This is a genomic window from Kitasatospora sp. NPDC057198, assembly GCF_042670125.1.
Taxonomy (GTDB): domain Bacteria; phylum Actinomycetota; class Actinomycetes; order Streptomycetales; family Streptomycetaceae; genus Kitasatospora.
This window is the reverse complement of record NZ_JBHUWH010000010.1, coordinates 1-21,943: the sequence shown is the minus strand read 5'-3', so window position 1 is coordinate 21,943 and position 21,943 is coordinate 1. Positions and strand designations below refer to the sequence as shown.

Genomic DNA, 21,943 nt, shown 5'->3' with positions numbered 1-21,943 from the left:
AGGCCCGCCGATGGCCCTGCGACAGGACACCGTGGTGCGCACGGCACTGCGCCTACTGGAAGAGGTCGGCCTGGACGGGCTCAGCCTGCGGCGCCTGGCCAAGGTGCTCGGCGTCCAGCCCGCCGCGCTGTACTGGCACATCAAGGACAAGCAGGAACTGCTCGACCTGATGGCCGAGGAGATGCTGGCGGGCGAGTTCGCCGCCCTGCGGCCCCCGGCCCCGGAGGAGCCGTGGCAGGACTGGCTGCGCGACCTGGCCTGGCGGCTGCGCCGGTCGCTGCGCACCCACCGCGACGGCGCCCGGATCTTCGCCGGCGCCCGCCCGGTGCGCGGCACCCTCCAGGTGATGGACCAGCTCGTCGTCGTGCTGCTGCGGGCCGGCTTCGGTCCGCAGGACGCGCTGCGCAACGGCGGTGTGGTGGTCAGCTACACCCTCGGCTTCGTGCTCGACGAACAGGCTGCCGCCGCGGCGTTCGCCGCCGACGGCACGGCACCCGAGAACGTCGGCGCGGCCCTCGCCTCCGGCGACTACCCGGTGCTGGGCGAGGTGCTCGCCACCGTCGGCCGCCCCAACCCGGACGCCGACTTCCGGCACGGCACCGAACTGATGGTGGCCGGCATGTCCGCCCTGGCCACCGCCGCGACCGGACGCTGAAGCGCCCGCGACGCGCACGGGGCGCGCCCGCCCGGCGGTGCCGGCGGCCGGAGCGTTCGTCCTGCCCCTCGCCGCGATCGGGTCGGGGGGACGCGCGTCGACGGCTTCTCGTGCCGGGGCCCGGCGGGTCGGTCTCCGGCGCCGCCCGCCGGGCCTCGGGTCACCGTCGGAATCCCGCTGCGCCGCGCCCTCCGCGCCCCCGGCGCCCACGGACGGATCGGCGGCCTCGCAGGGGTGTTGGCGGATCGTGCGGCCCCGTCGACGGATCACCGGGGCGTGCTTGCCCGGCCCGTTCCGCCCCGCTGCGGGCGGTGCGCACGTGGGGCTCACGGTCCTGCCGCGCCCGGACGAGGTGTCGGGTCGCAGGGCGCCCGGGTCGGTCGGATGGGGCGTCAGGCCGTCGCCGCTGCCTTCCGGAGGTAGACCGTCAGGCCCTCGACCAGGATCTCCAGACCCGCGGCGAAGGTCTGCTGCGGGGTGTCCGACGACCACTGGGACAGCCAGGCCGCCAGGAGCGGGAACTGCCCGGCGTCGAACGGTGCCGCTGCGGGCCCCTCCGCCCCCTCCGCCCCCTCCGACCCCTTCGCCCCCTCCAGCCCCTCCGGCCGCTCCGCCCCGTCCGGGCCGCTCCGCGGGCTGCTCTGCTCCTGGAGGACGAAGCCCGTGACGTAGCTCATCACGGCGTCCCCGGCGGCGGCCGTCGCCGCCAGCGGGGCGCCCGACTGCCCCAGCACCCCCATCAGCCGTTCCGCGAAGCCGAGCCGGTTAGGGCCCAGCGCGGCGGCCCCGGCCAGCAGTCGGGCGCCGTCCCGGTGGGCCAGCATGGCCTCCCGCATCGACCGGGCCAGTGCCGCGGTCCGCTCGGTCCAGTGCGCGTCCGCCGGGCCGACCTGCTCCGGCACCTCGCCGAGGATCCGTTCGGCCAGCGCGTCCAGCAGGTCCTGCTTGCTGGCCACGTGCCAGTACAGCGCACCCGGGCGGACCCCCAGTTCGGTGGCCAGCCGCCGGGTGCTCAGGGCGTCCAGCCCGGTGTCGTCCAGCAGCCTCATCGCGGCGTCGACCACGTCGGTCCGTTGCAGCGGCATCGGGTGTCACCTCGTTCTCTCCGCCGCGCCGCAGTGCGGGCGCGGCCAGGGGTCCCATCGTAGGGAAGCCGTACTCCACGGGGCTTCGAGCCCGTTGCCGCAGCGGGCGGACGCAATCGCCCGACTCCGCACCCCCGTTCACCGCGGCGGGCTCGGCACCCCGCCGTCCGCCGATTCGCGCGGCCCGGCCACCGCCGCGCCCCCGCTCCGCGCCGTCCCCGGTTCCGCGTTCCCGCTCCGCGCGGTCTCCGCGGCCGGCCCCCCGGCCAGCGTCTCGTCGCCCAACTCGCTGGCCAGCGCCTCGAAGTCGTCGATCTCGCGCAACTGCATCTCCTTGAGCAGGAAGGAGAGCAGGAAGGCCAGCAGCATCACCACGGCGGCGACCAGGAACACCACATCCAGCGAGTCGGTGAAGGCGTCCACCGCGGCGTCCCGGGCCGACCCGGCCAGGTGTGCCAGGCCCTCCGGCTCGAGGCCGGCGGGAAGTTCGGGGTGCAGCGCCACCCGGGCGTCGAACCGGTTGGCCAGGATCGCGCCGAACACCGCCGCGCCGCAGGACTGGCCGAGGGTGCGCAGGAAGACCGCCGAGGTGGTGGCCGAGCCCAGTTCGGCGTTGGGCACCGAGTTCTGCACCGCCTGCACCAGCACCTGCATCAGCAGGCCCAGGCCGGTGCCCAGCAGCAGCAGGCCGCCCGCCAGCAGCCAGTACGAGCTGCCGCCGGAGAGCATGGCGAGCAGGCCCAGGCCGGCCGCGGACACCGCCGCGCCGATGATCGGGAAGATCTTGTAGCGCCCGTCGCGGGCCGAGATCACGATGCCGGAGCCGATCGAGGAGACCAGGATGCCCAGGATCATCGGCATCATCCGCAGGCCGGTCCCGGTCGGGTCGAGGCCGTCCACCAGTTGCAGGTACAGCGCCACGTAGGTGATCGCGCCCATCATCGCGAAGCCCACCACGAACAGCATCGGACCGGAGACCGCGACCGTCCGCACCCGGAACAGGCCGAGCGGGACCAGCGGTTCGGCGGCCTTGGCCTGCCGCCACACGAACAGCGCCAGCAGCACCGCGCCGCCCGCGCCCAGCGCCCACAGCAGCGGGTCCGACCAGGGGTACTCGGTGCCGCCCCAGGTGGTCATCAGCAGCAGCAGGGCGGTGCCGGCGGAGGCGAGCAGCGCGCCGAGGTAGTCGACCCGGTGCGAGCGCTGCTCGTGCGGCAGCTTCAGCAGGGTGACGACCATGGTGATGCCGACGGCGCCGATCGGCAGGTTGACGTAGAAGATCCAGCGCCACGAGGTGTGCAGGCCGAGCACCGTGTGGTCGCCGGTCAGGAAGCCGCCGATCAGCGGGCCGGCGATGGTGGCGAGCAGGATCACGATGCCCGCGATGCCCTGGAACTTCGCCCGGTCCTTGGGCGCCACCGAACGGGCCATCAGGATCAGCGACACGCTGTACAGGCCGCCCGCGCCGATGCCCTGCAGGGCCCGGAAGGCGATCAGCTGCCCCATGCTCTGCGCGGCGCCGCACAGCCCGGAGGCGATCAGGAAGGCGAAGGCGGAGGCCAGGAAGACCCGCTTGGCGCCGTAGATGTCGGCGATCCGGCCGTACAGCGGCTGGGTCGCGGTGGAGCCCAGCATGTAGGCCCCGATCACCCAGGACATCAGGCCGACGCCGTTCACCGGGTCCAGGTCGTGGGCGATCGGGAACACCGAGACCGCGGTGACGGTCTGGTCGAGGGCGCTCAGGAAGGAGGTGAGGACCACGCCGACCAGGGCCCAGACCATGCGCCGGCCCGGCCGGGCGGCGGTGGTCGGCGGGCCCGAGGGCCCGGGTGCGGTGTTCCGTGCGACGGCCATGGCGATGACTCCCCCGAAAATTGAACGGTGACCAATTGGTCAGTGTTCAATTTAGCCGCGGGCCCCGCGCCGCACAAGGCCCGCCGGGCGGCGCCGCACTCCGGCCTGAGCCGAACGGGCGATCCCGCCGGCAACCCGCTTCGCGCCACCTGCGGTTCATTACTCTAAGTTGAGAGAGCGTGCCAGTGCGTGACGGCATTGGTGTAGGGTCCGAAGCGGGAAGACCGGTACGGCCGCTGGCCGGAGGGGGAGATGTCGATTGAACTCCACCGAGTCGGTGCCGCCTGCCCGAGCCCCGTTCCGCCGGGCCGCCGCCGTCCTGCTCGCGGTGCTCTGCGCCGGGTACGCCGCGGGCGCCGCCGTCGGCTGGGGGTCCAGTGAACTCGCGCTGGTGATGGGGGACTTCGGTCTCGCCGGGGCGGCCCTCGCGGCCGCCCTGTCCTGTCTGGCGCACGGCATCGCGGTGGGCGGCCACACCCGCCCGGCCTGGCTGCTGTTCGGCCTCTCCTCGGCCATGGTCGCCTTCGGCAACGGCGCCTGGGGCTGGTACGAGGTGGTGCTCCGGCAGCCGCTGCCCCCGGACTCCTTCGCCGACTACGCCTTCCTGCTGTTCGCCCCGCTGGCCATCACCGGCCTGCTGGTGCTGGCCCAGCGCCCGCACACCCCGGCGGGCTGGCTCTGCCTGCTGCTGGACGGCTGGCTGGTGGCCGGCTCGCTCTTCACGCTCAGCTGGAGCCTGGCGCTGGGCCGGGTCGCGGCCGGCGACGGCGACGACCCGCTGAAGCTGGCCCTCGCCCTCGGCTACCCGGTGCTGGACATCCTGCTGGTCAGCCTGGTGGTCGGGCTGCGCTTCCGCGGCCGGGACGGCAACCGGACGGCCGTGCACACCGCGATGATCGGCCTGGCGCTGACCGTGGTCTGCGACGCGCTGTTCACCACCCCGCAGTTCCACAGCGACTACCACTCCGGCGAACTGCTGGACGCGGGCTGGTTCGCCGGCTCGCTGCTGCTCGCCTGGGCCCCCTGGCAGCCCTCCCGCCGCCCGTCCCGCGAGCACCCCTCCGCGCAGGGCTCGCCTCGCCGCCGGGTGGCCTCCACCTTCAGCGCGCTCACCCCGTACGCGGCCGCCGCGGTCTGCACCGCCGGCATCCTCTACAACGCGCTCGGCGGCCGCCCGCTGGACCGGGTGATGCTGGCCGCCGCCAGCACGGTGGGCCTGGCGCTGATCGTCCGGCAGGGCGTGATGCTGCTGGACAACCTCTCGCTGGCCCAGGAACTCGCCACCAAGGAGGCGCACTTCCGCTCCCTGGTGCAGGGCTCCAGCGACGTCATCATGATCGCCGGGCCGTCCGGGGCGCTGTCCTACGTCAGCCCCGCCGCCCTGCGGGTCTACAACCGGGACCCGGAGGACCTGGTCGGCGGCAACCTGCTCAACCTGGTCCACCCCGAGGACGTCGACCGGGTGCTGGCCGAGGTCCGCCGGATCCTGGCCCGCACCCGGGGCGCCCGGTTCAGCAACGGCGAGCCCTCCGCCCGGGTCGAGTGCCGGATCCGCTCCGGCGAGGGGGAGTGGCTGCACGTGGAATCCACCGTCAACCCCTACCGCGACGGCCTGATCCTCAACAGCCGGGACATCACCGAACGCGTCCGCCTGCAGGCCCAGTTGCAGCACAACGCGTTCCACGACCCGCTCACCGACCTGCCCAACCGCGCCCTCTTCGCCCACCGCGTCCGGGCCGCGCTCTCCGCGCAGGGCCCGGCCGGCACCGCCGTCGCCGTGCTCTTCCTCGACCTGGACGGCTTCAAGGCCGTCAACGACACCGCCGGGCACCAGGTCGGCGACGAACTGCTGGTGCAGGCCGCCCGCCGGCTGCAGGCCGCCGTCCGCAGCGAGGACACCGTGGCCCGGTTCGGCGGCGACGAGTTCGCCGTCCTGGTGCGCGGCCGGCTCGGCCACCCGCAGGTCCGCGACCTGGCCGAGCGGATCCGCGGCGCGCTCTCCGAGCCGTACTGGATCGGCGGCGCCGAACTCGGCGTCGCCGCCTCCATCGGCATCGCCTTCGGCCCCGACACCCCGCCGCCGGTGCCCGAACCCGCCCCCGCCGGGCCCGGACCGGCCGAACCCGCCCCCGCCGGGCCCGCTCCCGCCGGATCCGGCCCCGACCGGGACGCCGCCGGGGCCGCCGCCGACGAACTGCTGCGCGACGCCGACCTGGCGATGTACCAGGCGAAGTCCCGCGGCAAGGGCCGGGTGGTGCTCTACACCCCGGCGATACGGGCCGAGATCGACCGCCGCGGCGAGCTCGAGGAGCGGCTGCGGGCCGCCGTCCGGGAGGGCGCCTTCACCCTGCTCCACCAGCCCGTGGTCGAACTCGCCGGCGGCCGGCTCACCGGCGTCGAGGCGCAGGCCCGCTGGCGCTCGGCCGGCGGACTGCTGCTCACCCCCGCCGAGTTCCTGCGCACCGCCGACTCCGGCGACGCCGCCACCCGCTTCACCCGCTGGCTGCTCACCGAGGCCGTCGGCGCCGCCGCCCGCCGCCGCGCCGACGGCCCCGCCGCCCCGCCTGTCCCGGTCACCGTCCGGCTCGCCGCCGAACGGATCTGCGCCCCCGGCATGTACGAGACGCTGGCCGGCGCGCTGCGCGACACCGGGCTGCCGCCCGAACTGCTGGTCGTCGAGGTCGCCCGGACCTGCCCGGACGCGCTGGCCGACGAACTCGGCCGCCGGCTCGCCGCGCTGCGCCGCCTCGGCGTCTCCACCGCGCTCGCCGGGTTCGGGGCCGGCGCCGGCTCGCTCGGCGCCCTCGCCCGGCTGCCGTTCGACGCCCTCAAGCTCGACCGCAGCCTCGTCCAGGACATCGCCGACTCCGCCCTCACCCGCGCCCTGGCCGGCCACGCACTGCGCCTGGGCCGCGACCTCGGGCTGGTCACCGGCGCCGACGGCGTCGACCACCCCCGGCAGCTCGCCGTCCTCCAGGAGCTCGGCTGCCGGCGCGGCCAGGGCCTGGCCTTCGACCGGCCGCTGGACGAACTGCGGCTGCGCCGCGCCCTGCTGCGCCGCGGCTACCCGGTGCCGCGCCAGCCGCAGGGCGGTCCGGGCCGCCGGCCGCAGCGCACCCCGGACCCGCGAACGGGTGGTCTGGCCGAGGCCGCCACCGTCCGTCCGGGCCCGCCGCACACCGGTCTCGACCTGCCGCAACGGCACGTCGTGGGCGGTCCGGGCGCCGGCCCGCATGGTGAGACGCCGGTCCCACCAGCTTGACACCCGCCACTGCGTGGGAGGAAGGTCGATGCCATGACCACCCGAATTCTCGTACTTGGCGGGCGCGTCGGCTGAACCCAGCCCGACGCGCCTCCCCCTCGCATGCCCTTGGCACGAGGGGTTTTTTGTTGCACGAATGCTGGTGGGCCATCGCACCACAACTGGCCTCGACCACCTGAAATCCGGACGATTGAGGCAGAGCCGGAGACCGGCCGGGACCGTTCGCCGCCCGGACCGCAACCCCCCGAGCAGAACCCGAGAAGAGACAGGCAGATGACTGAGCACGCCGCAACCCCCCGCCGCGGGGACCACCCGGCCGCCCACGCTCCGGGTCCCCAGACCACCGAGACCATGACCGGCGCGCAGTCGCTCATCCGCTCGCTCGAAGCCGTGGGCGCCGACACGGTGTTCGGCATCCCCGGTGGTGCGATCCTCCCCGCGTACGACCCGCTGATGGACTCCACCAAGGTCCGCCACATCCTGGTCCGCCACGAGCAGGGCGCCGGCCACGCCGCGACCGGCTACGCGCAGGCCACCGGCCGGGTCGGCGTCTGCATGGCCACCTCCGGCCCCGGCGCCACCAACCTGGTCACCCCGATCGCCGACGCCTACATGGACTCGGTGCCGATCGTCGCGATCACCGGCCAGGTCGCCTCCAAGGCGATCGGCACGGACGCCTTCCAGGAGGCGGACATCTGCGGCATCACCATGCCGATCACCAAGCACAACTACCTGGTGACCGACCCGGCCGAGATCCCCCGGGTCATCGCCGAGGCGTTCCACATCGCCGCCACCGGCCGCCCCGGCCCGGTCCTGGTCGACATCGCCAAGGACGCGCTGCAGGCGCAGACCGTCTTCCGCTGGCCGGTCGAGGCCGCGCTGCCCGGCTACCGCCCGGTCACCAAGCCGCACGCCAAGCAGATCCGCGAGGCCGCCAAGCTGCTGGTGAACGCCAAGCGCCCGGTGCTGTACGTCGGCGGCGGCGTGCTCAAGGCCAACGCGGGCGCCGAACTGCGCATCCTGGCCGAGCTGACCGGCGCCCCGGTCATCACCACCCTGATGGCGATCGGCGTCTTCCCCGACAGCCACCCGCAGCACCTGGGCATGCCCGGCATGCACGGCTCCGTCCCCGCCGTCACCGCGCTGCAGAAGAGCGACCTGCTGTTCGCCCTCGGCGCCCGCTTCGACGACCGGGTCACCGGCAAGCTCGACTCCTTCGCCCCGAACGCCAAGGTCGTGCACGCCGACATCGACCCCGCCGAGATCGGCAAGAACCGCGCCGCCGACGTGCCGATCGTCGGCGACGCCCGCGAGGTGCTGGCCGACCTGATCGTCGCCGTCCAGGCCGAGTTCGACGCCGGGCACCGCGGCGACTACACCGACTGGTGGGCCCGGCTGAACGAGTGGAAGAAGACCTACCCGCTGGGCTACGAGCCCGCCCCCGACGGGCAGCTCTCGCCCCAGCAGGTGATCGAGCGGATCGGCCAACTGGTCGGCCCGGACGCGATCTACGCCGCGGGCGTCGGCCAGCACCAGATGTGGGCCAGCCAGTTCATCCAGTTCGAGAAGCCGGCCACCTGGCTGAACTCGGGCGGCGCCGGGACGATGGGCTACGCCGTCCCCGCCGCGATGGGCGCCAAGGCCGGCAGGCCGGACGTCCCGGTCTGGGCGATCGACGGCGACGGCTGCTTCCAGATGACCAACCAGGAACTCACCACCTGCACCCTGAACAACCTGCCGATCAAGGTCGCGGTCATCAACAACGGCTCGCTCGGCATGGTCCGCCAGTGGCAGACCCTGTTCTACAACCAGCGCTACTCCAACACCGTGCTGCACTCGGGTCCGGGCCACGACGGCGTCGAGCCGCCCGCGCAGGGCACCCGGATCCCGGACTTCGTGCTGCTCTCCGAGGCGATGGGCGCGGTCGGCCTGCGCTGCGAGCGCCCCGAGGACCTGGACGACGTGATCAAGCAGGCGATGGAGATCAACGACCGCCCGGTGGTCATCGACTTCATCGTCCACCAGGACGCGATGGTCTGGCCGATGGTCGCCGCCGGCACCAGCAACGACGAGATCCAGTTCGCCCGGGGCCTGCGCCCCGACTTCGGCGACGACCTGGACTGACGGACTCCCGGACCCGAAAGCGATGACCACCATGTCCAAGCACACCCTGTCCGTCCTGGTCGAGAACAAGCCCGGCGTGCTCGCCCGGATCGCCTCGCTGTTCTCCCGCCGCGGCTTCAACATCGACTCGCTCGCGGTCGGCCCGACCGAGCACCCCGACATCTCCCGGATGACCATCGTGGTCAACGTCGAGGAGCTGCCGCTGGAGCAGGTCACCAAGCAGCTCAACAAGCTGGTCAACGTGATCAAGATCGTCGAGCTGGACCAGTCCCAGGCCGTCCAGCGCGAGCTGGTCCTGGTCAAGGTCCGGGCCGACGCGGAGAGCCGCTCCCAGGTCACCGAGATCGTCCAGCTGTTCCGCGCCAAGACCGTCGACGTGTCGCCCGACGCGGTGACCATCGAGGCCACCGGCTCCTCGGACAAGCTGGAGGCCATGCTGCGGATGCTGGAGCCGTACGGCATCAAGGAGTTGGTGCAGTCCGGCCTGGTCGCGATCGGCCGCGGCGCCCGCTCCATCACCGACCGCTCGCTGCGCGCGCTGGACCGCTCCGCCTGACGCGGCTGTCCTCCCGTCGCCCACCACCACCCTCGGACGGCGCGCTCCGCGCGGCACCACCGTCTTACCAACTGAGCACTGCCATCGAAGTCCGCCGGGTGCGCCTACGGTAGGAACCCCGGCATCACCATCACGCAAGGAGATGTGCCCCCGTGGCCGAGCTGTTCTACGAAGACGACGCCGACCTGTCCATCATCCAGGGCCGCAAGGTCGCGGTCATCGGCTACGGCAGCCAGGGCCACGCCCACGCGCTGTCGCTGCGCGACTCGGGCGTGGACGTCCGGGTCGGCCTGCTGGAGGGCTCCAAGTCCCGCGCCGCGGCCGCCGAGGCCGGCCTGCGCGTGGTCACCCCGTCCGAGGCCGCGGCCGAGGCCGACGTCATCATGATCCTGGTTCCGGACCCGATCCAGGCCGACGTCTACAAGGACGCCATCGAGCCGAACCTGAAGGCGGGCGACGCCCTGTTCTTCGGCCACGGCCTGAACATCCGCTTCGGCTTCATCCAGCCGCCGGCCGACGTCGACGTCTGCATGGTCGCCCCGAAGGGCCCCGGCCACCTGGTGCGCCGCCAGTACCAGGAGGGCCGCGGCGTCCCGTGCATCGTGGCCGTCGAGCAGGACGCCACCGGCAAGGCGTTCGACCTGGCGCTGTCGTACGCCAAGGGCATCGGCGGCACCAAGGCCGGCGTCATCAAGACCACCTTCACCGAGGAGACCGAGACCGACCTGTTCGGCGAGCAGGCCGTCCTGTGCGGCGGCACCGCCGCCCTGGTGAAGGCCGGCTTCGAGACCCTGGTCGAGGCGGGCTACCAGCCCGAGATCGCCTACTTCGAGTGCCTGCACGAGCTGAAGCTCATCGTCGACCTGATGTACGAGGGCGGCCTGGAGAAGATGCGCTGGTCGGTCTCCGAGACCGCCGAGTGGGGCGACTACGTGACCGGCCCCCGCATCATCACCGCCGACACCAAGGCCGAGATGAAGAAGGTCCTCGCCGAGATCCAGGACGGCACCTTCGCCAACACCTGGATCGCCGAGTACAAGGCCGGTCTGCCGAAGTACAACGAGTACAAGAACGCGGACAGCGAGCACCTGCTGGAGACCACCGGCAAGAAGCTGCGCAAGCTGATGAGCTGGGTCGACCAGGAGGCCTGAGCCTCCCCGTCGCGGTTGTACAACAAGGCTGTTCCCGTCCGGGTGATTTCGCCGGACGGGAGCAGTCCCCGCACCACCCCGCCGATAGACTCCGAACCACGCGTCAGGCCCACAGCGTCGTGCGTCTAGCTACGCGACATGCCACCTTCCCCCGCCCTGTGCGCGCCACCTCCGTGCGGCGGGGTGAACCGGACAGTTAAGGACACACTGTCGTGAGCACTGTGACACCCAAGAACGCTGTCGTACTGATCGCCGAAGAGCTGTCGCCCGCCACCGTCGACGCGCTGGGCCCCGACTTCGAGATCCGGCACTGCAACGGCGCCGACCGCGCCGAACTGCTCACCGCGATCGCCGACGTGGACGCCGTCCTGATCCGCTCCGCCACCAAGGTGGACGCCGAGGCGCTGGCCGCCGCCAAGAAGCTCAAGGTCGTCGCCCGGGCCGGCGTCGGCCTGGACAACGTGGACGTGGCCGCCTCCACCAAGGCCGGCGTGATGGTCGTCAACGCGCCGACCTCGAACATCGTCACCGCCGCCGAGCTGGCCTGCGGCCTGCTGATCTCGGTCGCCCGCAACATCGCGCCCGCCAACGCCGCGCTCAAGGGCGGCGAGTGGAAGCGCAACAAGTACACCGGCGTCGAGCTCAGCGAGAAGGTCCTCGGCGTGGTCGGCCTCGGCCGGATCGGCGTGCTGGTCGCGCAGCGGATGTCCGCGTTCGGCATGAAGATCGTCGCCTACGACCCCTACATCCAGGCCGCCCGCGCGGCCCAGATGGGCGTCAAGCTGCTCTCCCTGGAGGAGTTGCTGGAGGTCTCGGACTTCATCACCGTCCACCTCCCGAAGACCCCGGAGACCATCGGCCTGATCGGCGACGAGGCGCTGCACAAGGTCAAGCCGACCGTGCGGATCGTCAACGCCGCCCGCGGCGGCATCGTCGACGAGGAGGCGCTCGTCCGGGCGCTCCAGGAGGGCCGGGTGGCCGGCGCCGGCCTGGACGTGTACGCGAAGGAGCCGTGCACCGACTCCCCGCTGTTCGCCTTCGACAACGTGGTCGCCACCCCGCACCTGGGCGCCTCCACCGACGAGGCGCAGGAGAAGGCCGGCATCGCGGTCGCCAAGTCGGTGCGCCTGGCGCTGGCCGGCGAGCTGGTGCCGGACGCGGTCAACGTCCAGGGCGGCGTGATCGCCGAGGACGTGCGGCCGGGCCTGCCGCTGGCCGAGAAGCTCGGCCGGATCTTCACCGCGCTGGCCGGCGAGGTCGCCGTCCGCCTGGACGTCGAGGTCCGCGGCGAGATCACCCAGCACGACGTGAAGGTGCTCGAACTGTCCGCCCTGAAGGGCGTGTTCGAGGACGTGGTGGCCGAGACGGTGTCCTACGTCAACGCCCCGCTGTTCGCCCAGGAGCGCGGCGTCGAGGTGCGGCTGACCACCTCCAGCGAGTCGCCCGAGCACCGCAACGTGATCACCGTCCGCGGCACGCTGGCCGGCGGCGGCGAGGTGTCGATCTCCGGCACGCTCTCCGGCCCGAAGCAGACCCAGAAGATCGTCGGCGTGGACGGCTTCGACGTGGACGTGGCGCTCACCGACCACATGGCGTTCTTCCACTACGAGGACCGCCCCGGCGTGGTCGGCACCCTCGGCCGGATCCTCGGCGACGCGGGCATCAACATCGCGGGCATGCAGGTCGCCCGGGACGGCGACAACGCGCTGGCCTCGATCACCGTGGACAGCGAGGTCTCCCAGGAGGTCCTGGCCGAGATCGCCGCCGCCATCGGCGCCAAGTTCGCCCGCTCGGTCAACCTGGGCTGACGCCCCGCAGCACCTCCGAACGGCCCTTCCGACCTTGAGGCGGAAGGGCCGTTCGCATGCCCCGGAGCGATCCCCGTCTCAGATACTAGGAAATCCAAGTAAATCTGCTGACCTCGCGGCCTCCGCGTCGTACCGTGGAGTAGTCCTACGGTGAGCCACCCCCGCAACTACGGGGAGCGTGGCCCGTGGGCCCGTACGCGGTGCGGCAGGCGATCCCTGCTCGGCGTACCCCCTCAAGCCCTTCCGCGCGCCGCTGCGCCCCCGCACCAAGGAGCCCGGTATGCCGTTCGTCGCAGACCGCACCACCGCCCCCGCCGCCACCACGACCTCCGCCGCCGCCCGCGCCGCAGCCCCGCGCCGCCGTCGCGCCCTCCCGGCCGACCCCCGCACCGCCGCCGCCCTGCAGCGCGCCCTCGACCGCCGCGACAACGGCGCCCCGATCGGCGACTGAACACCGACGCCCCTGCTGGGCCGGACGGGTGACGGCGTGTCACCCCAGGGGTGAACCTCCGCCCCCGGCCCTCCGGCGGCTCCTACCTTGGGGCCGTGCGCACCCCCCTCGGCCTCCTCGCCGCCCTCGTCCTGCTCGCCCCGGCCGCCGCCCCCGCGCTGGCCGACGACCGGCCCGCCGGCGGCCCGAGCACCACCGTGTTCCTGGAGCTCGGCACCGAGCCCGCCGCCACCGCCTGGCAGCGCGCCCGGGACACCGCCCGCCGGGAACTGCGCACCCCCGACCAGACCCGGCGCGCCGCCGCGAGCGCGGGCAGCGGCCAACGGGCCGCCGCCGACCGCTCGTTGGACGCGCTCACCGCCGCCCTGCGGCGCGCCGTCCCCGACGCCCGCCCGCTCTACCGCACCCGCACCCTGGTCAGCGGCCTGGCGCTGCGGCTGCCCGCCGCCGAACTGCCGCGGCTGGCCGGCCTGCCCGGGGTGCGCTCCGTCCGCCCGGTCGCGCTCAAGCGGCGCGCCAACGGGTACTCGGTGCCGCTCACCGGCGCCCCGCAGGTCTGGGACGGCCCCGAGGGCCACACCGGCGAGGGCGTCCGGATCGGCGTCGTCGACTCCGGCATCGACTACACCCACGCCGACTTCGGCGGCCCCGGCACCCCCGGGGCGTACCACGCGGTGGACGGCGCGAAGCCCGCGCCCGCCGGGCTGTTCCCCAACGCCAAGGTGGTCGGCGGCAAGGACCTGGTCGGCGACGACTACGACCCCGACCCGGCCGCCGCCCACCCCCAGCCCGACCCGCACCCCGACGACAACCCGCTGGACTGCGCCGCCAACGGCCACGGCACCCACGTGGCCGGCACCGCCGCCGGGTACGGCGTCACCGCCGACGGCAAGCCCTACCGCGGCCCCTACCGCCCCGGCCTGGACCCGGCCGGCTTCGCGGTCGCCCCCGGCGCGGCCCCCGGCGCCCAGCTCTACGCGATCAAGGTGTTCGGCTGCGAGGGCTCCACCGACCAGCTCGCCGCCGCCCTCGACCTGGCCGCCGACCCGAACGGCGACGGCGACCTCTCCGACCGTCTCGACGTGGTCAACCTCTCGCTCGGCAGCCCCTACGGCCGCCCCGGCGACGCCGACGCGCTGGCCGCCGACCGGCTCGCCGCGCTCGGCACCGTGGTGGTCGCCGCCTCCGGCAACGAGGGCGACGTGTACGGCGTCGGCGGCAGCCCCGGCACCGCCGCCCGCGTGCTCACCGCCGCCGCCTCGGTCGACGAGCACGGCGACGCCGACGGCATCACCGTCCTCGCCCCCGCGGACCTGGCCGGGAACGTCCCCGCGCACTGGAGCAGCAAGTACACCCACTGGGCCGACACCGAGGTCAGCGGCGAACTCGCCGTCCCCGCCGACCAGTCGGACGGCTGCCAGCCCTTCACGCCCGCCGACGCCGACCGGCTGCGCGGCAAGGTCGCCGTGCTGCGCTGGACCACCAAGGACCCGGACCGGGCCTGCGGCTCCGCCCCGCGCGCCGACCACGCCGCCGACGCCGGAGCCGTCGGCACGCTCTACGCCGCCGACGGCGACAACCTCGGCGAGATCGCCGGGGACGACCGGATCCCCGCCGCGATCCTGGCCCGCGCCGACGGCGAGCGGCTGCTGGCGGCGCTCGGCGGCGGCCCGGTCACCGTCCGGCTGGCCGCCCCCGGCAACCCGCTGCACGGCGCCGTCCCGCAGGACCAGCCGCAGCGCATCGACACCCTCGCCTCCTTCACCTCCCGCGGCATCGGCGTCGACGGCGTCGTCAAGCCCGACCTGGCCGCCCCCGGCGAGACCATCTGGTCCGCCAAGGCCGGCACCGGCACCGGCGGCATGCGCGAGGACGGCACCTCGATGGCCACCCCGCACCTGTCCGGCCTGGCCGCCCTGGTCCGCTCCGCGCACCCCGACTACGACGCCGCCGAGGTCAAGGCCGCGCTGATGGACACCGCCACCGACACCTACGCGCACGACGGCCGCACCGGCCCGGTGTACGGCCCCGAGCGCACCGGCAGCGGCCGGGTCCGCGCCGACGCCGCCGTCCGCACCCCCGTGCTGGCGTACGGCACCCAGGTGGACGGCGCGGTCGGCGTCTCCTTCGGCGTGGTCGAGGCCGCCGGCGCGACCACCGCCACCCGCGAGGTCACCGTCCGCAACCTCGGCGACCGGCCGCTGACCTACACCACCGGCTACGCGCCCGCCACCGCGCTGCCCGGCGCCGGCTTCGAGGTCTCGCCCGCCCGGGTCGACCTGCCGCCGCACGGCAGCGCCACCGTCACCGTCACCCTCCGGCTCGGCGCCGACCTCGGCCGCGCCCCCGACCCCACCCTCGACCTGCGGCAGGCCGGACACGCCCGCAGCTACCGCGGCGAACTCTCCGGCCGGCTCACCCTCACCCCCGAGGACACCGCCCTCCCGCCGCTGCGCGTCCCGCTGTTCGCCGCCCCGCGCGCCGCCTCCGCCACCACCGCGCTCGGCACCGCCGCCACCTTCGCCGTCTCCGGCGGCCCCCGCCCCGGCCTGCTCACCGCCCTCCAGCCGGGCGGCGAAGGGCCGCGCTGGCCCGACTGCCCCGCCGACGACGCCGAGACCTGCGTCGACGACCCCGCCGAACGCGCCGCCGACCTCCACCACGCGGCCGCCGCCGTCGACGGCCACGGCACGCTCTACCTGGCCGCCGTGCTGTGGGCCCCCGCCGCCACCCCGGCCGGCGCCCTCGGCGTGCGCGCCTCGATCGACGCCGACGGCGACGGCACCCCCGACGCCACCGTGGTCGCCGACCGCCTCAAGGGCAGCGACGTGCTGGTCGCCCGCACCCTGGACGCCCGCACCGGCGCCGAACTCGACGTCCAGCCGCTCAACGGCCGCTGGGGCGACACCGACACCGCGCTGCTCGACTCCGACACCCTGCTGCTGCCCGTCCGCCTCGCGGCCCTGCCGCCGCTCACCCGCCCCCGCTACACGGTGTGGACCGGCGCCTCCGAGGACCCGGCCGACGCGCTCGACACCCTCGGCCCCTTCCCGTTCGACCCGGCCCGACCCACCCCCGTCCTCGTCCCCGTTCACCCCGGCCAGGTCCTGCACACCCCGCTCTCGAAAGCCCTGCTGATCCACCACCTCAACCCGGTCGGCAACCGAATCCAGCTGCTCACCCCGAAGGGTGGCCCCGGGCGGGAAGGGGCCCGGTAGCCTGGTCGGACAGGCCAGAGTCCCCACCATGGGAGCACTGATGAGCGTCGACCAGGACCCGTACCCGGACTGGCTCCGCCCGCCCGTGGGCGGCTACACCGCCGACGACCTGGACCGGTTGCCGGACCTCCCGCCGCACACGGAGTTGATCGACGGGAGCCTGATCTTCGTGAGTCCGCAGACGCTGTTCCACATGCGTACGCTCCGTCTCCTCGAAAGGGCGCTGGCGGACGCGGCTCCGGCCGGGTGGGAGGTGTGGAGGGAGATGAATGTCAAGCTCAACCGGCGCAATCGTCCCGAGCCCGACCTGATGGTGGTGAACCAGCAGGGCGTCACCGGCCCGAAGCAGACGTACTGCGAACCGGACGACGTCATGCTGGCGGTCGAGGTGGTCTCGGAGGAGTCGGAGGAACGAGACCGGGAGACCAAACCGAGGAAGTACGCCGCCGCGGGCATCCGGCACTTTTGGCGGGTGGAGAGCGACAACGGCCGCCCCGTGGTCTACGTCTACGAGTTGGACCCGGCGACCAAGGGCTATGGGGTGGCGGGAATCCATCACGGCGTCCTCAAGCTCGATGTGCCGTTCCCGGTCGAGGTCGAGCTGCTCTGACACCGCGTCCGGATCGTGGACGGTCCGTGCCCAGGCCGTGGGACGGTTGTACTGTCCGAGTATGTCTCGCACCATTCGTCTCGCAGTGATCCCGGGTGACGGCATCGGCCAGGAGGTCGTGGCCGAGGGCCTCAAGGTGCTCCGCGCCGCCCTGCCCTCCGACACCAAGCTGGAGACCACCGAGTACGACCTCGGTGCACGGCTGTACCACCGCACCGGGGAGACCCTCCCGGACGCGGTGCTGGAGGAGCTCAAGGGCCAGGACGCGATCCTGCTCGGCGCCATCGGCGACCCGAGCGTGCCCTCCGGCGTGCTGGAGCGCGGGCTGCTGCTCAAGCTGCGCTTCGCCTTCGACCACCACATCAACCTGCGTCCGGGCAAGCTCTTCCCGAACGTGAAGTCGCCGCTCGCCGGTGACCCGCAGATCGACTTCGTGGTGGTCCGCGAGGGCACCGAGGGCCCGTACGTCGGCAACGGCGGCACGCTGCGCACCGGCACCCCGCAGGAGGTCGCCACCGAGGTCTCGCTGAACACCGCGTTCGGCATCGAGCGGGTCGTCCGGGACGCCTACCGCCGCGCCCAGGCCCGCCCGCGCAAGAAGCTCACCCTCGTCCACAAGAACAACGTGCTGGTGCACGCCGGCCACCTGTGGACCCGGATCTTCGAGCAGGTCGGCCGGGAGTTCCCCGAGGTCACCACCGACTACCTGCACGTCGACGCGGCGACGATCTTCTTCGTCACCCAGCCCGAGCGCTTCGACGTGATCGTCACCGACAACCTGTTCGGCGACATCCTGACCGACCTCGCCGCGGCCGTCACCGGCGGCATCGGCCTGGCCGCGTCCGGCAACATCAACCCGAGCGGCGACTTCCCGTCGATGTTCGAGCCGGTGCACGGCTCCGCCCCGGACATCGCCGGCCAGGGCAAGGCCGACCCGACCGCCACCGTGCTGTCCGTCGCGATGCTGCTGGAGCACCTCGGCTTCCCCGCCGAGGCCGCCGCGGTCGAGGCCGCGGTCGCCGCGGACCTCACCGAGCGTTCCGGCGCCCGCTCCACCTCCGAGGTCGGCGACGCGCTCGCCGCCCGAGTATCCGGCTGACCGGCCGGACGACAACCTCCGGCCGGTGGGCCGGTTCACAGCGGACAACAGCCTCCCGGCTGTTCGGCACGGCCCTCTGGATGCGAGTATCGACAGTGGGCCGTGCCGTCATGCGTTTCCCCCGCCCGACGGTGAAGGCCCAGCCCAACCCCACGGTGAAGGACAGACAGCCATGAGCACGCCCACCCAGGCGCCCATCACGTTCGACCTCAAGCCCTCCGCGCACCCGCTGTCCGACCAGGAGCGCGAGGCCCGACTGGCCAACCCCGGTTTCGGCCGCGTCTTCACCGACCACATGGTGACCATCCGCTGGACCGAGGGCCTGGGCTGGCACGACGCCCAGCTGACGCCGTACGCGCCGCTGGAGATCGACCCGGCCAACATGACGCTGCACTACGGCCAGTCGATCTTCGAGGGCCTCAAGGCGTACCGGCAGGCCGACGGCTCGATCGCGACCTTCCGCCCCGAGGCCAACGCGGCCCGCTTCCAGGCGTCCGCCCGCCGGCTGGCGATGCCCGAGCTGCCGGTCGAGACCTTCGTCGAGGCGGTCGAGCTGCTCGTCCAGCAGGACCGCGCCTGGGTGCCCAGCCAGCCCGAGCAGAGCCTCTACCTGCGGCCCTTCATGTTCGCCACCGAGGTCGGCCTGGGCGTGCGCCCCGCCAACTCCTACGTCTTCATGATCATCGCCTCGCCGGCCGGCGCCTACTTCTCCGGCGGCGTCAAGCCGGTCTCGGTCTGGCTCTCCGAGGACTACGTCCGCGCCGCGCCCGGCGGCACCGGCGCCGCCAAGTGCGCCGGCAACTACGCCGCCTCGCTGGTCGCCCAGGCCGAGGCCGCCGCCAAGGGCTGCGACCAGGTGGTCTGGCTCGACGCCGCCGAGCACAAGTGGGTCGAGGAGATGGGCGGCATGAACCTCTACTTCGTCCTCGGCGAGGGCGAGAACGCCACCGTCGTCACCCCCGAGCTCTCCGGCGCCCTGCTCCCCGGCATCACCCGCTCCTCCCTGCTCACCCTCGCCGCCGACCTCGGCCACGCGACCGAGGAGCGCCGGATCTCCACCGACGAGTGGAAGCAGGGCAACGCGGACGGCACCATCACCGAGGTCTTCGCCTGCGGCACCGCCGCGGTCATCACCCCCGTCGGCCACGTCAAGTCCGCCACCGCCGACTGGACCGTCGGCACCGGCGAGCCCGGCCCCGTCACCATGAAGCTCCGCGAGGCCCTGCTCGCCATCCAGGGCGGCCAGGCCCCCGACACCCACGGCTGGATGCACACCATCGCCTGAGGCACTGCCACCGGTCCGGGCATTCCACGGCGGAATGCCCGGGGCCGGTAGCCTCGGAAACGCTCGCTCGTTGAACGACTCGGATAGGAGGGAGGGACCATGACCGCCGAGATGTACGACGCCGATGTCTACCGCAGCCCGGAGGATGTCCTCCTGGACGCCTTCCTCACCCTGAACACCCCGGAGGGGTTCAAGGCCGAGCTTGTGGAGGGGGAGATCATCGTGACGCCACCGCCAGACGGTGACCACGAGGGGGCCATCGGTCGGATCGTCCGCCAGGTGTTCCGGCTGTGCGACGCGGATATCACGTTCGCCGGCAACAAGGGGCTGATCGTCCCCGGCGGCAGGTTCATCCCCGACGGGACGTTCGCCGACGAGGGAGCGTTCGACGGTCAGCCCTCATGGATGAAGCCGGACCGGCTCCTGATGGTCCTGGAGGTCACCTCCAGCAATCCCGCCAAGGACCGCTGGGACAAGCGGAAGGGCTACGCCGCAGCAGGGATTCCGCTGTACCTCCTGGTGGACCGGAAGGCCGGACAGGTCGTGCTGCACAGCCACCCGGAAGGCGGCGAGTACACCGCGACCACCTCCGTCCCGTTCGGCGACCCGCTGCCGCTGCCGAAGCCGTTCGGGTTCGAGCTGGCGACGGACGGGCTCTCCTGACCCGTCCCGGATCGCGAGACGTCCCTCCCGTCCGGCGGGGGGTGTGCAAGACTGCGAGGGTGTCCTCGCTTTCGCTGATTATTAGCAGCAGGCGCGCCGGTCCGCAGTGACCGCTTCCACGGCAACACCCTGACCGCGGAGCGACCACCAGCGTCCAGACCCGCGCGCAGACCTCTCGCACCCGCGAGGGGTCTTTTGTTTTGCCCCCGGACCGGCACCGGGCCCCCACAAGGGGACGGAGACACCGGGGACGCGCGCGGGATGCTGGACAGTGGAGCCGGATTCCGATCCCGGCAGCAGCAGTACCTCCACCGAACGGAGAACCCAGGGCCATGACCGAGGCCAACGGCCGTCCCAGCGACGCCTTCCACGTCTTCGACACCACGCTCCGCGACGGCGCCCAGCGCGAGGGCATCAACCTCACGGTGGCCGACAAGCTGGCGATCGCCCGCCACCTGGACGAGTTCGGGGTCGGCTTCATCGAGGGCGGCTGGCCCGGCGCCAACCCCCGGGACACCGAGTTCTTCGCCCGCGCCCAGGCCGAGCTGGAGTTCGCCAACGCCCAGCTGGTGGCCTTCGGCGCCACCCGCCGGGCCGGCGGGAAGGCCGCCGAGGACCCGCAGCTGGCCGCGCTGGTCGCCTCCGGCGCGCCGGTGGTGACGCTGGTGGCGAAGGCGCACGACCGGCACGTGGAGCTGGCGCTGCGCACCACGCTGGAGGAGAACCTGGAGATGGTCCGGGACAGCGTGGAGTACCTGCGCGCCCAGGGCCGCCGGGTGTTCATCGACTGCGAGCACTTCTTCGACGGCTACAAGGCCAACCCGGAGTACGCCCTGGCCGTGGTGCGCACCGCGCACGAGGCGGGCGCGGACGTGGTGGTGCTGTGCGACACCAACGGCGGCATGCTGCCGTCCGGGGTGCGCGAGACCGTCGCCACCGTGCTCGCCGAGACCGGCGCCCGGATCGGCATGCACGCCCAGGACGACACCGGCTGCGCGGTCGCCAACACGCTCGCCGCCGTGGACGCCGGCGCCACCCACGTGCAGTGCACCGCCAACGGCTACGGCGAGCGGGTCGGCAACGCCAACCTGTTCCCGGTCGCGGCGGCGCTGGAGCTCAAGTACGACCGCCGGGTGCTCCCGGCCGGGGCGCTGGCCGAGATGACCCGGATCTCGCACGCCATCGCCGAGGTGGTGAACCTGACGCCGTCCACCCACCAGCCGTACGTGGGCTTCTCGGCGTTCGCGCACAAGGCCGGCCTGCACGCCTCCGCGATCAAGGTCGACCCGGACCTGTACCAGCACATCGACCCGGAGCTGGTCGGCAACACCATGCGGATGCTGGTGTCCGACATGGCCGGCCGGGCCTCGATCGAGCTGAAGGGCAAGGAGCTGGGCTACGACCTGTCCAGCGACCGCGACCTGGCGGGCCGGGTGGTGGCCCGGGTGAAGGAGCAGGAGAACCTCGGCTACACCTACGAGGCGGCGGACGCCTCGTTCGAGCTGCTGCTGCGCGACGAGGTGAACGGCGGCGAGAAGCTGCGGTTCTTCGAGCTGGAGTCCTGGCGGACCATCAGCGAGCAGGGCCCGAAGGGCTTCGCGGGCAACGAGGCGACCGTGAAGCTGTGGGCGAGGGGCGAGCGCAAGGTCGCCACCGGCGAGGGCAACGGCCCGGTGGACGCGCTGGACAAGGCGCTGCGGACGGCGCTGGAGCCGATCTACCCGGCGCTGGCGAAGCTGGAGCTGGTGGACTACAAGGTCCGGATCCTGGAGGGCCAGCACGGCACCGGCTCGAAGACCCGGGTGCTGATCGAGTCCACCGACGGCACCGCGACCTGGTCGACGGTCGGCGTCGCGGACAACGTGATCGCCGCGTCCTGGGTGGCGCTGGAGGACGCGTACACCTACGGGCTGCTGAGGGCCGATCAGCGGCCGTAGCGGCGGTCGGTGCGCGGAAGTGCCCAGGGGGCGTGCGGAAGGCTCCGCACGCCCCCTTCTGGCGTGTCCATTACCCCTTCGGGGGCTCCGTCACCGCAGTCGGGCGAGCAGGGCGTGTTCGACGAGGGTGATGAGGGCGCTCTTGGCGCTGTCGCGGCGCCGGGCGTCGAGGGTGATGATGGGGA

At 73.2% G+C, this 21,943-nt stretch carries 15 protein-coding genes and 1 pseudogene; 13 read left to right on the top strand and 3 right to left on the bottom strand.

Annotated features, from left to right (window positions below; translation table 11 throughout):
• Window positions 1-10: 10 nt before the first annotated feature.
• Window positions 11-655, top strand: coding sequence for a TetR/AcrR family transcriptional regulator C-terminal domain-containing protein (locus tag ACFUEL_RS02515; protein WP_380234061.1), 645 nt, complete (start codon window positions 11-13; stop codon window positions 653-655).
• Between the two features lie 392 nt (window positions 656-1,047).
• Here ACFUEL_RS02515 and ACFUEL_RS02510 read toward each other — a convergent pair whose 3' ends face one another.
• On the bottom strand, window positions 1,048-1,740 hold the full coding sequence (locus ACFUEL_RS02510) for a TetR/AcrR family transcriptional regulator C-terminal domain-containing protein (RefSeq protein WP_380234060.1): 693 nt from the start codon (window positions 1,738-1,740) through the stop codon (window positions 1,048-1,050).
• A 138-nt stretch (window positions 1,741-1,878) separates the two neighbouring features.
• The gene (locus ACFUEL_RS02505; protein ID WP_380234059.1) at window positions 1,879-3,594 is read right to left on the bottom strand and encodes an MDR family MFS transporter; all 1,716 of its coding nucleotides are present in this window, start codon (window positions 3,592-3,594) and stop codon (window positions 1,879-1,881) included.
• 259 nt (window positions 3,595-3,853) lie between these two features.
• Between ACFUEL_RS02505 and ACFUEL_RS02500 the strand changes: the two genes are divergently transcribed.
• The 12 genes from ACFUEL_RS02500 (at window position 3,854) to cimA (ending at window position 21,758) form a co-directional block, all read left to right on the top strand.
• The gene (locus ACFUEL_RS02500; protein ID WP_380234058.1) at window positions 3,854-6,856 is read left to right on the top strand and encodes a putative bifunctional diguanylate cyclase/phosphodiesterase; all 3,003 of its coding nucleotides are present in this window, start codon (window positions 3,854-3,856) and stop codon (window positions 6,854-6,856) included.
• A 273-nt stretch (window positions 6,857-7,129) separates the two neighbouring features.
• Window positions 7,130-8,980, top strand: coding sequence for an acetolactate synthase large subunit (locus tag ACFUEL_RS02495; RefSeq protein WP_380234057.1), 1,851 nt, complete (start codon window positions 7,130-7,132; stop codon window positions 8,978-8,980).
• Between the two features lie 31 nt (window positions 8,981-9,011).
• The gene (ilvN, locus tag ACFUEL_RS02490; RefSeq protein WP_033259134.1) at window positions 9,012-9,536 is read left to right on the top strand and encodes an acetolactate synthase small subunit; all 525 of its coding nucleotides are present in this window, start codon (window positions 9,012-9,014) and stop codon (window positions 9,534-9,536) included.
• Between the two features lie 152 nt (window positions 9,537-9,688).
• Window positions 9,689-10,687 carry a ketol-acid reductoisomerase gene (gene ilvC / locus ACFUEL_RS02485; protein WP_014138197.1) on the top strand — a complete coding sequence of 333 codons (999 nt, stop codon included), beginning with the start codon at window positions 9,689-9,691 and terminating at the stop codon, window positions 10,685-10,687.
• A 221-nt stretch (window positions 10,688-10,908) separates the two neighbouring features.
• A complete protein-coding gene (gene serA / locus ACFUEL_RS02480) occupies window positions 10,909-12,495 on the top strand; it encodes a phosphoglycerate dehydrogenase (protein WP_380234077.1) in 1,587 nt (528 codons plus the stop codon).
• Between the two features lie 280 nt (window positions 12,496-12,775).
• Window positions 12,776-12,946: a hypothetical protein gene (locus ACFUEL_RS02475; RefSeq protein WP_380234056.1), complete on the top strand. Its 171-nt coding sequence runs from the start codon at window positions 12,776-12,778 to the stop codon at window positions 12,944-12,946.
• Window positions 12,947-13,041: 95 nt separating this feature from the next.
• The gene (locus ACFUEL_RS02470) at window positions 13,042-16,164 is read left to right on the top strand and encodes a S8 family serine peptidase (RefSeq protein ID WP_380234055.1); all 3,123 of its coding nucleotides are present in this window, start codon (window positions 13,042-13,044) and stop codon (window positions 16,162-16,164) included.
• 28 nt (window positions 16,165-16,192) lie between these two features.
• Window positions 16,193-16,774: a Uma2 family endonuclease gene (locus tag ACFUEL_RS02465; protein WP_380234054.1), complete on the top strand. Its 582-nt coding sequence runs from the start codon at window positions 16,193-16,195 to the stop codon at window positions 16,772-16,774.
• Between the two features lie 61 nt (window positions 16,775-16,835).
• Window positions 16,836-17,873: a 3-isopropylmalate dehydrogenase gene (locus ACFUEL_RS02460; protein ID WP_380234053.1), complete on the top strand. Its 1,038-nt coding sequence runs from the start codon at window positions 16,836-16,838 to the stop codon at window positions 17,871-17,873.
• A 172-nt stretch (window positions 17,874-18,045) separates the two neighbouring features.
• On the top strand, window positions 18,046-19,158 hold the full coding sequence (locus ACFUEL_RS02455; protein WP_380234052.1) for a branched-chain amino acid aminotransferase: 1,113 nt from the start codon (window positions 18,046-18,048) through the stop codon (window positions 19,156-19,158).
• Window positions 19,159-19,257: 99 nt separating this feature from the next.
• On the top strand, window positions 19,258-19,821 hold the full coding sequence (locus tag ACFUEL_RS02450) for a Uma2 family endonuclease (protein WP_380234051.1): 564 nt from the start codon (window positions 19,258-19,260) through the stop codon (window positions 19,819-19,821).
• 332 nt (window positions 19,822-20,153) lie between these two features.
• Window positions 20,154-21,758, top strand: a complete 1,605-nt coding sequence (cimA, locus tag ACFUEL_RS02445) for a citramalate synthase (protein WP_380234050.1) — start codon at window positions 20,154-20,156, stop codon at window positions 21,756-21,758.
• A 90-nt stretch (window positions 21,759-21,848) separates the two neighbouring features.
• Here the strand turns inward: cimA and ACFUEL_RS02440 are convergent.
• A pseudogene (locus ACFUEL_RS02440) lies at window positions 21,849-21,943 on the bottom strand (ATP-binding protein); the annotation flags it as partial.

Coding starts and splice junctions, on each gene's coding strand:
- ACFUEL_RS02515 (WP_380234061.1), top strand. CDS start 11: ATGGCCCTGCGACAGGACACCGTGGTGCGCACGGCACTGCGCCTACTG.
- ACFUEL_RS02460 (WP_380234053.1), top strand. CDS start 16,836: ATGTCTCGCACCATTCGTCTCGCAGTGATCCCGGGTGACGGCATCGGC.
- cimA (WP_380234050.1), top strand. CDS start 20,154: ATGACCGAGGCCAACGGCCGTCCCAGCGACGCCTTCCACGTCTTCGAC.
- ACFUEL_RS02455 (WP_380234052.1), top strand. CDS start 18,046: ATGAGCACGCCCACCCAGGCGCCCATCACGTTCGACCTCAAGCCCTCC.
- ACFUEL_RS02465 (WP_380234054.1), top strand. CDS start 16,193: ATGGGAGCACTGATGAGCGTCGACCAGGACCCGTACCCGGACTGGCTC.
- ACFUEL_RS02495 (WP_380234057.1), top strand. CDS start 7,130: ATGACTGAGCACGCCGCAACCCCCCGCCGCGGGGACCACCCGGCCGCC.
- ACFUEL_RS02475 (WP_380234056.1), top strand. CDS start 12,776: ATGCCGTTCGTCGCAGACCGCACCACCGCCCCCGCCGCCACCACGACC.
- ACFUEL_RS02505 (WP_380234059.1), bottom strand. CDS start 3,594: ATGGCCGTCGCACGGAACACCGCACCCGGGCCCTCGGGCCCGCCGACC.
- ACFUEL_RS02510 (WP_380234060.1), bottom strand. CDS start 1,740: ATGCCGCTGCAACGGACCGACGTGGTCGACGCCGCGATGAGGCTGCTG.
- ACFUEL_RS02450 (WP_380234051.1), top strand. CDS start 19,258: ATGACCGCCGAGATGTACGACGCCGATGTCTACCGCAGCCCGGAGGAT.
- ilvN (WP_033259134.1), top strand. CDS start 9,012: ATGTCCAAGCACACCCTGTCCGTCCTGGTCGAGAACAAGCCCGGCGTG.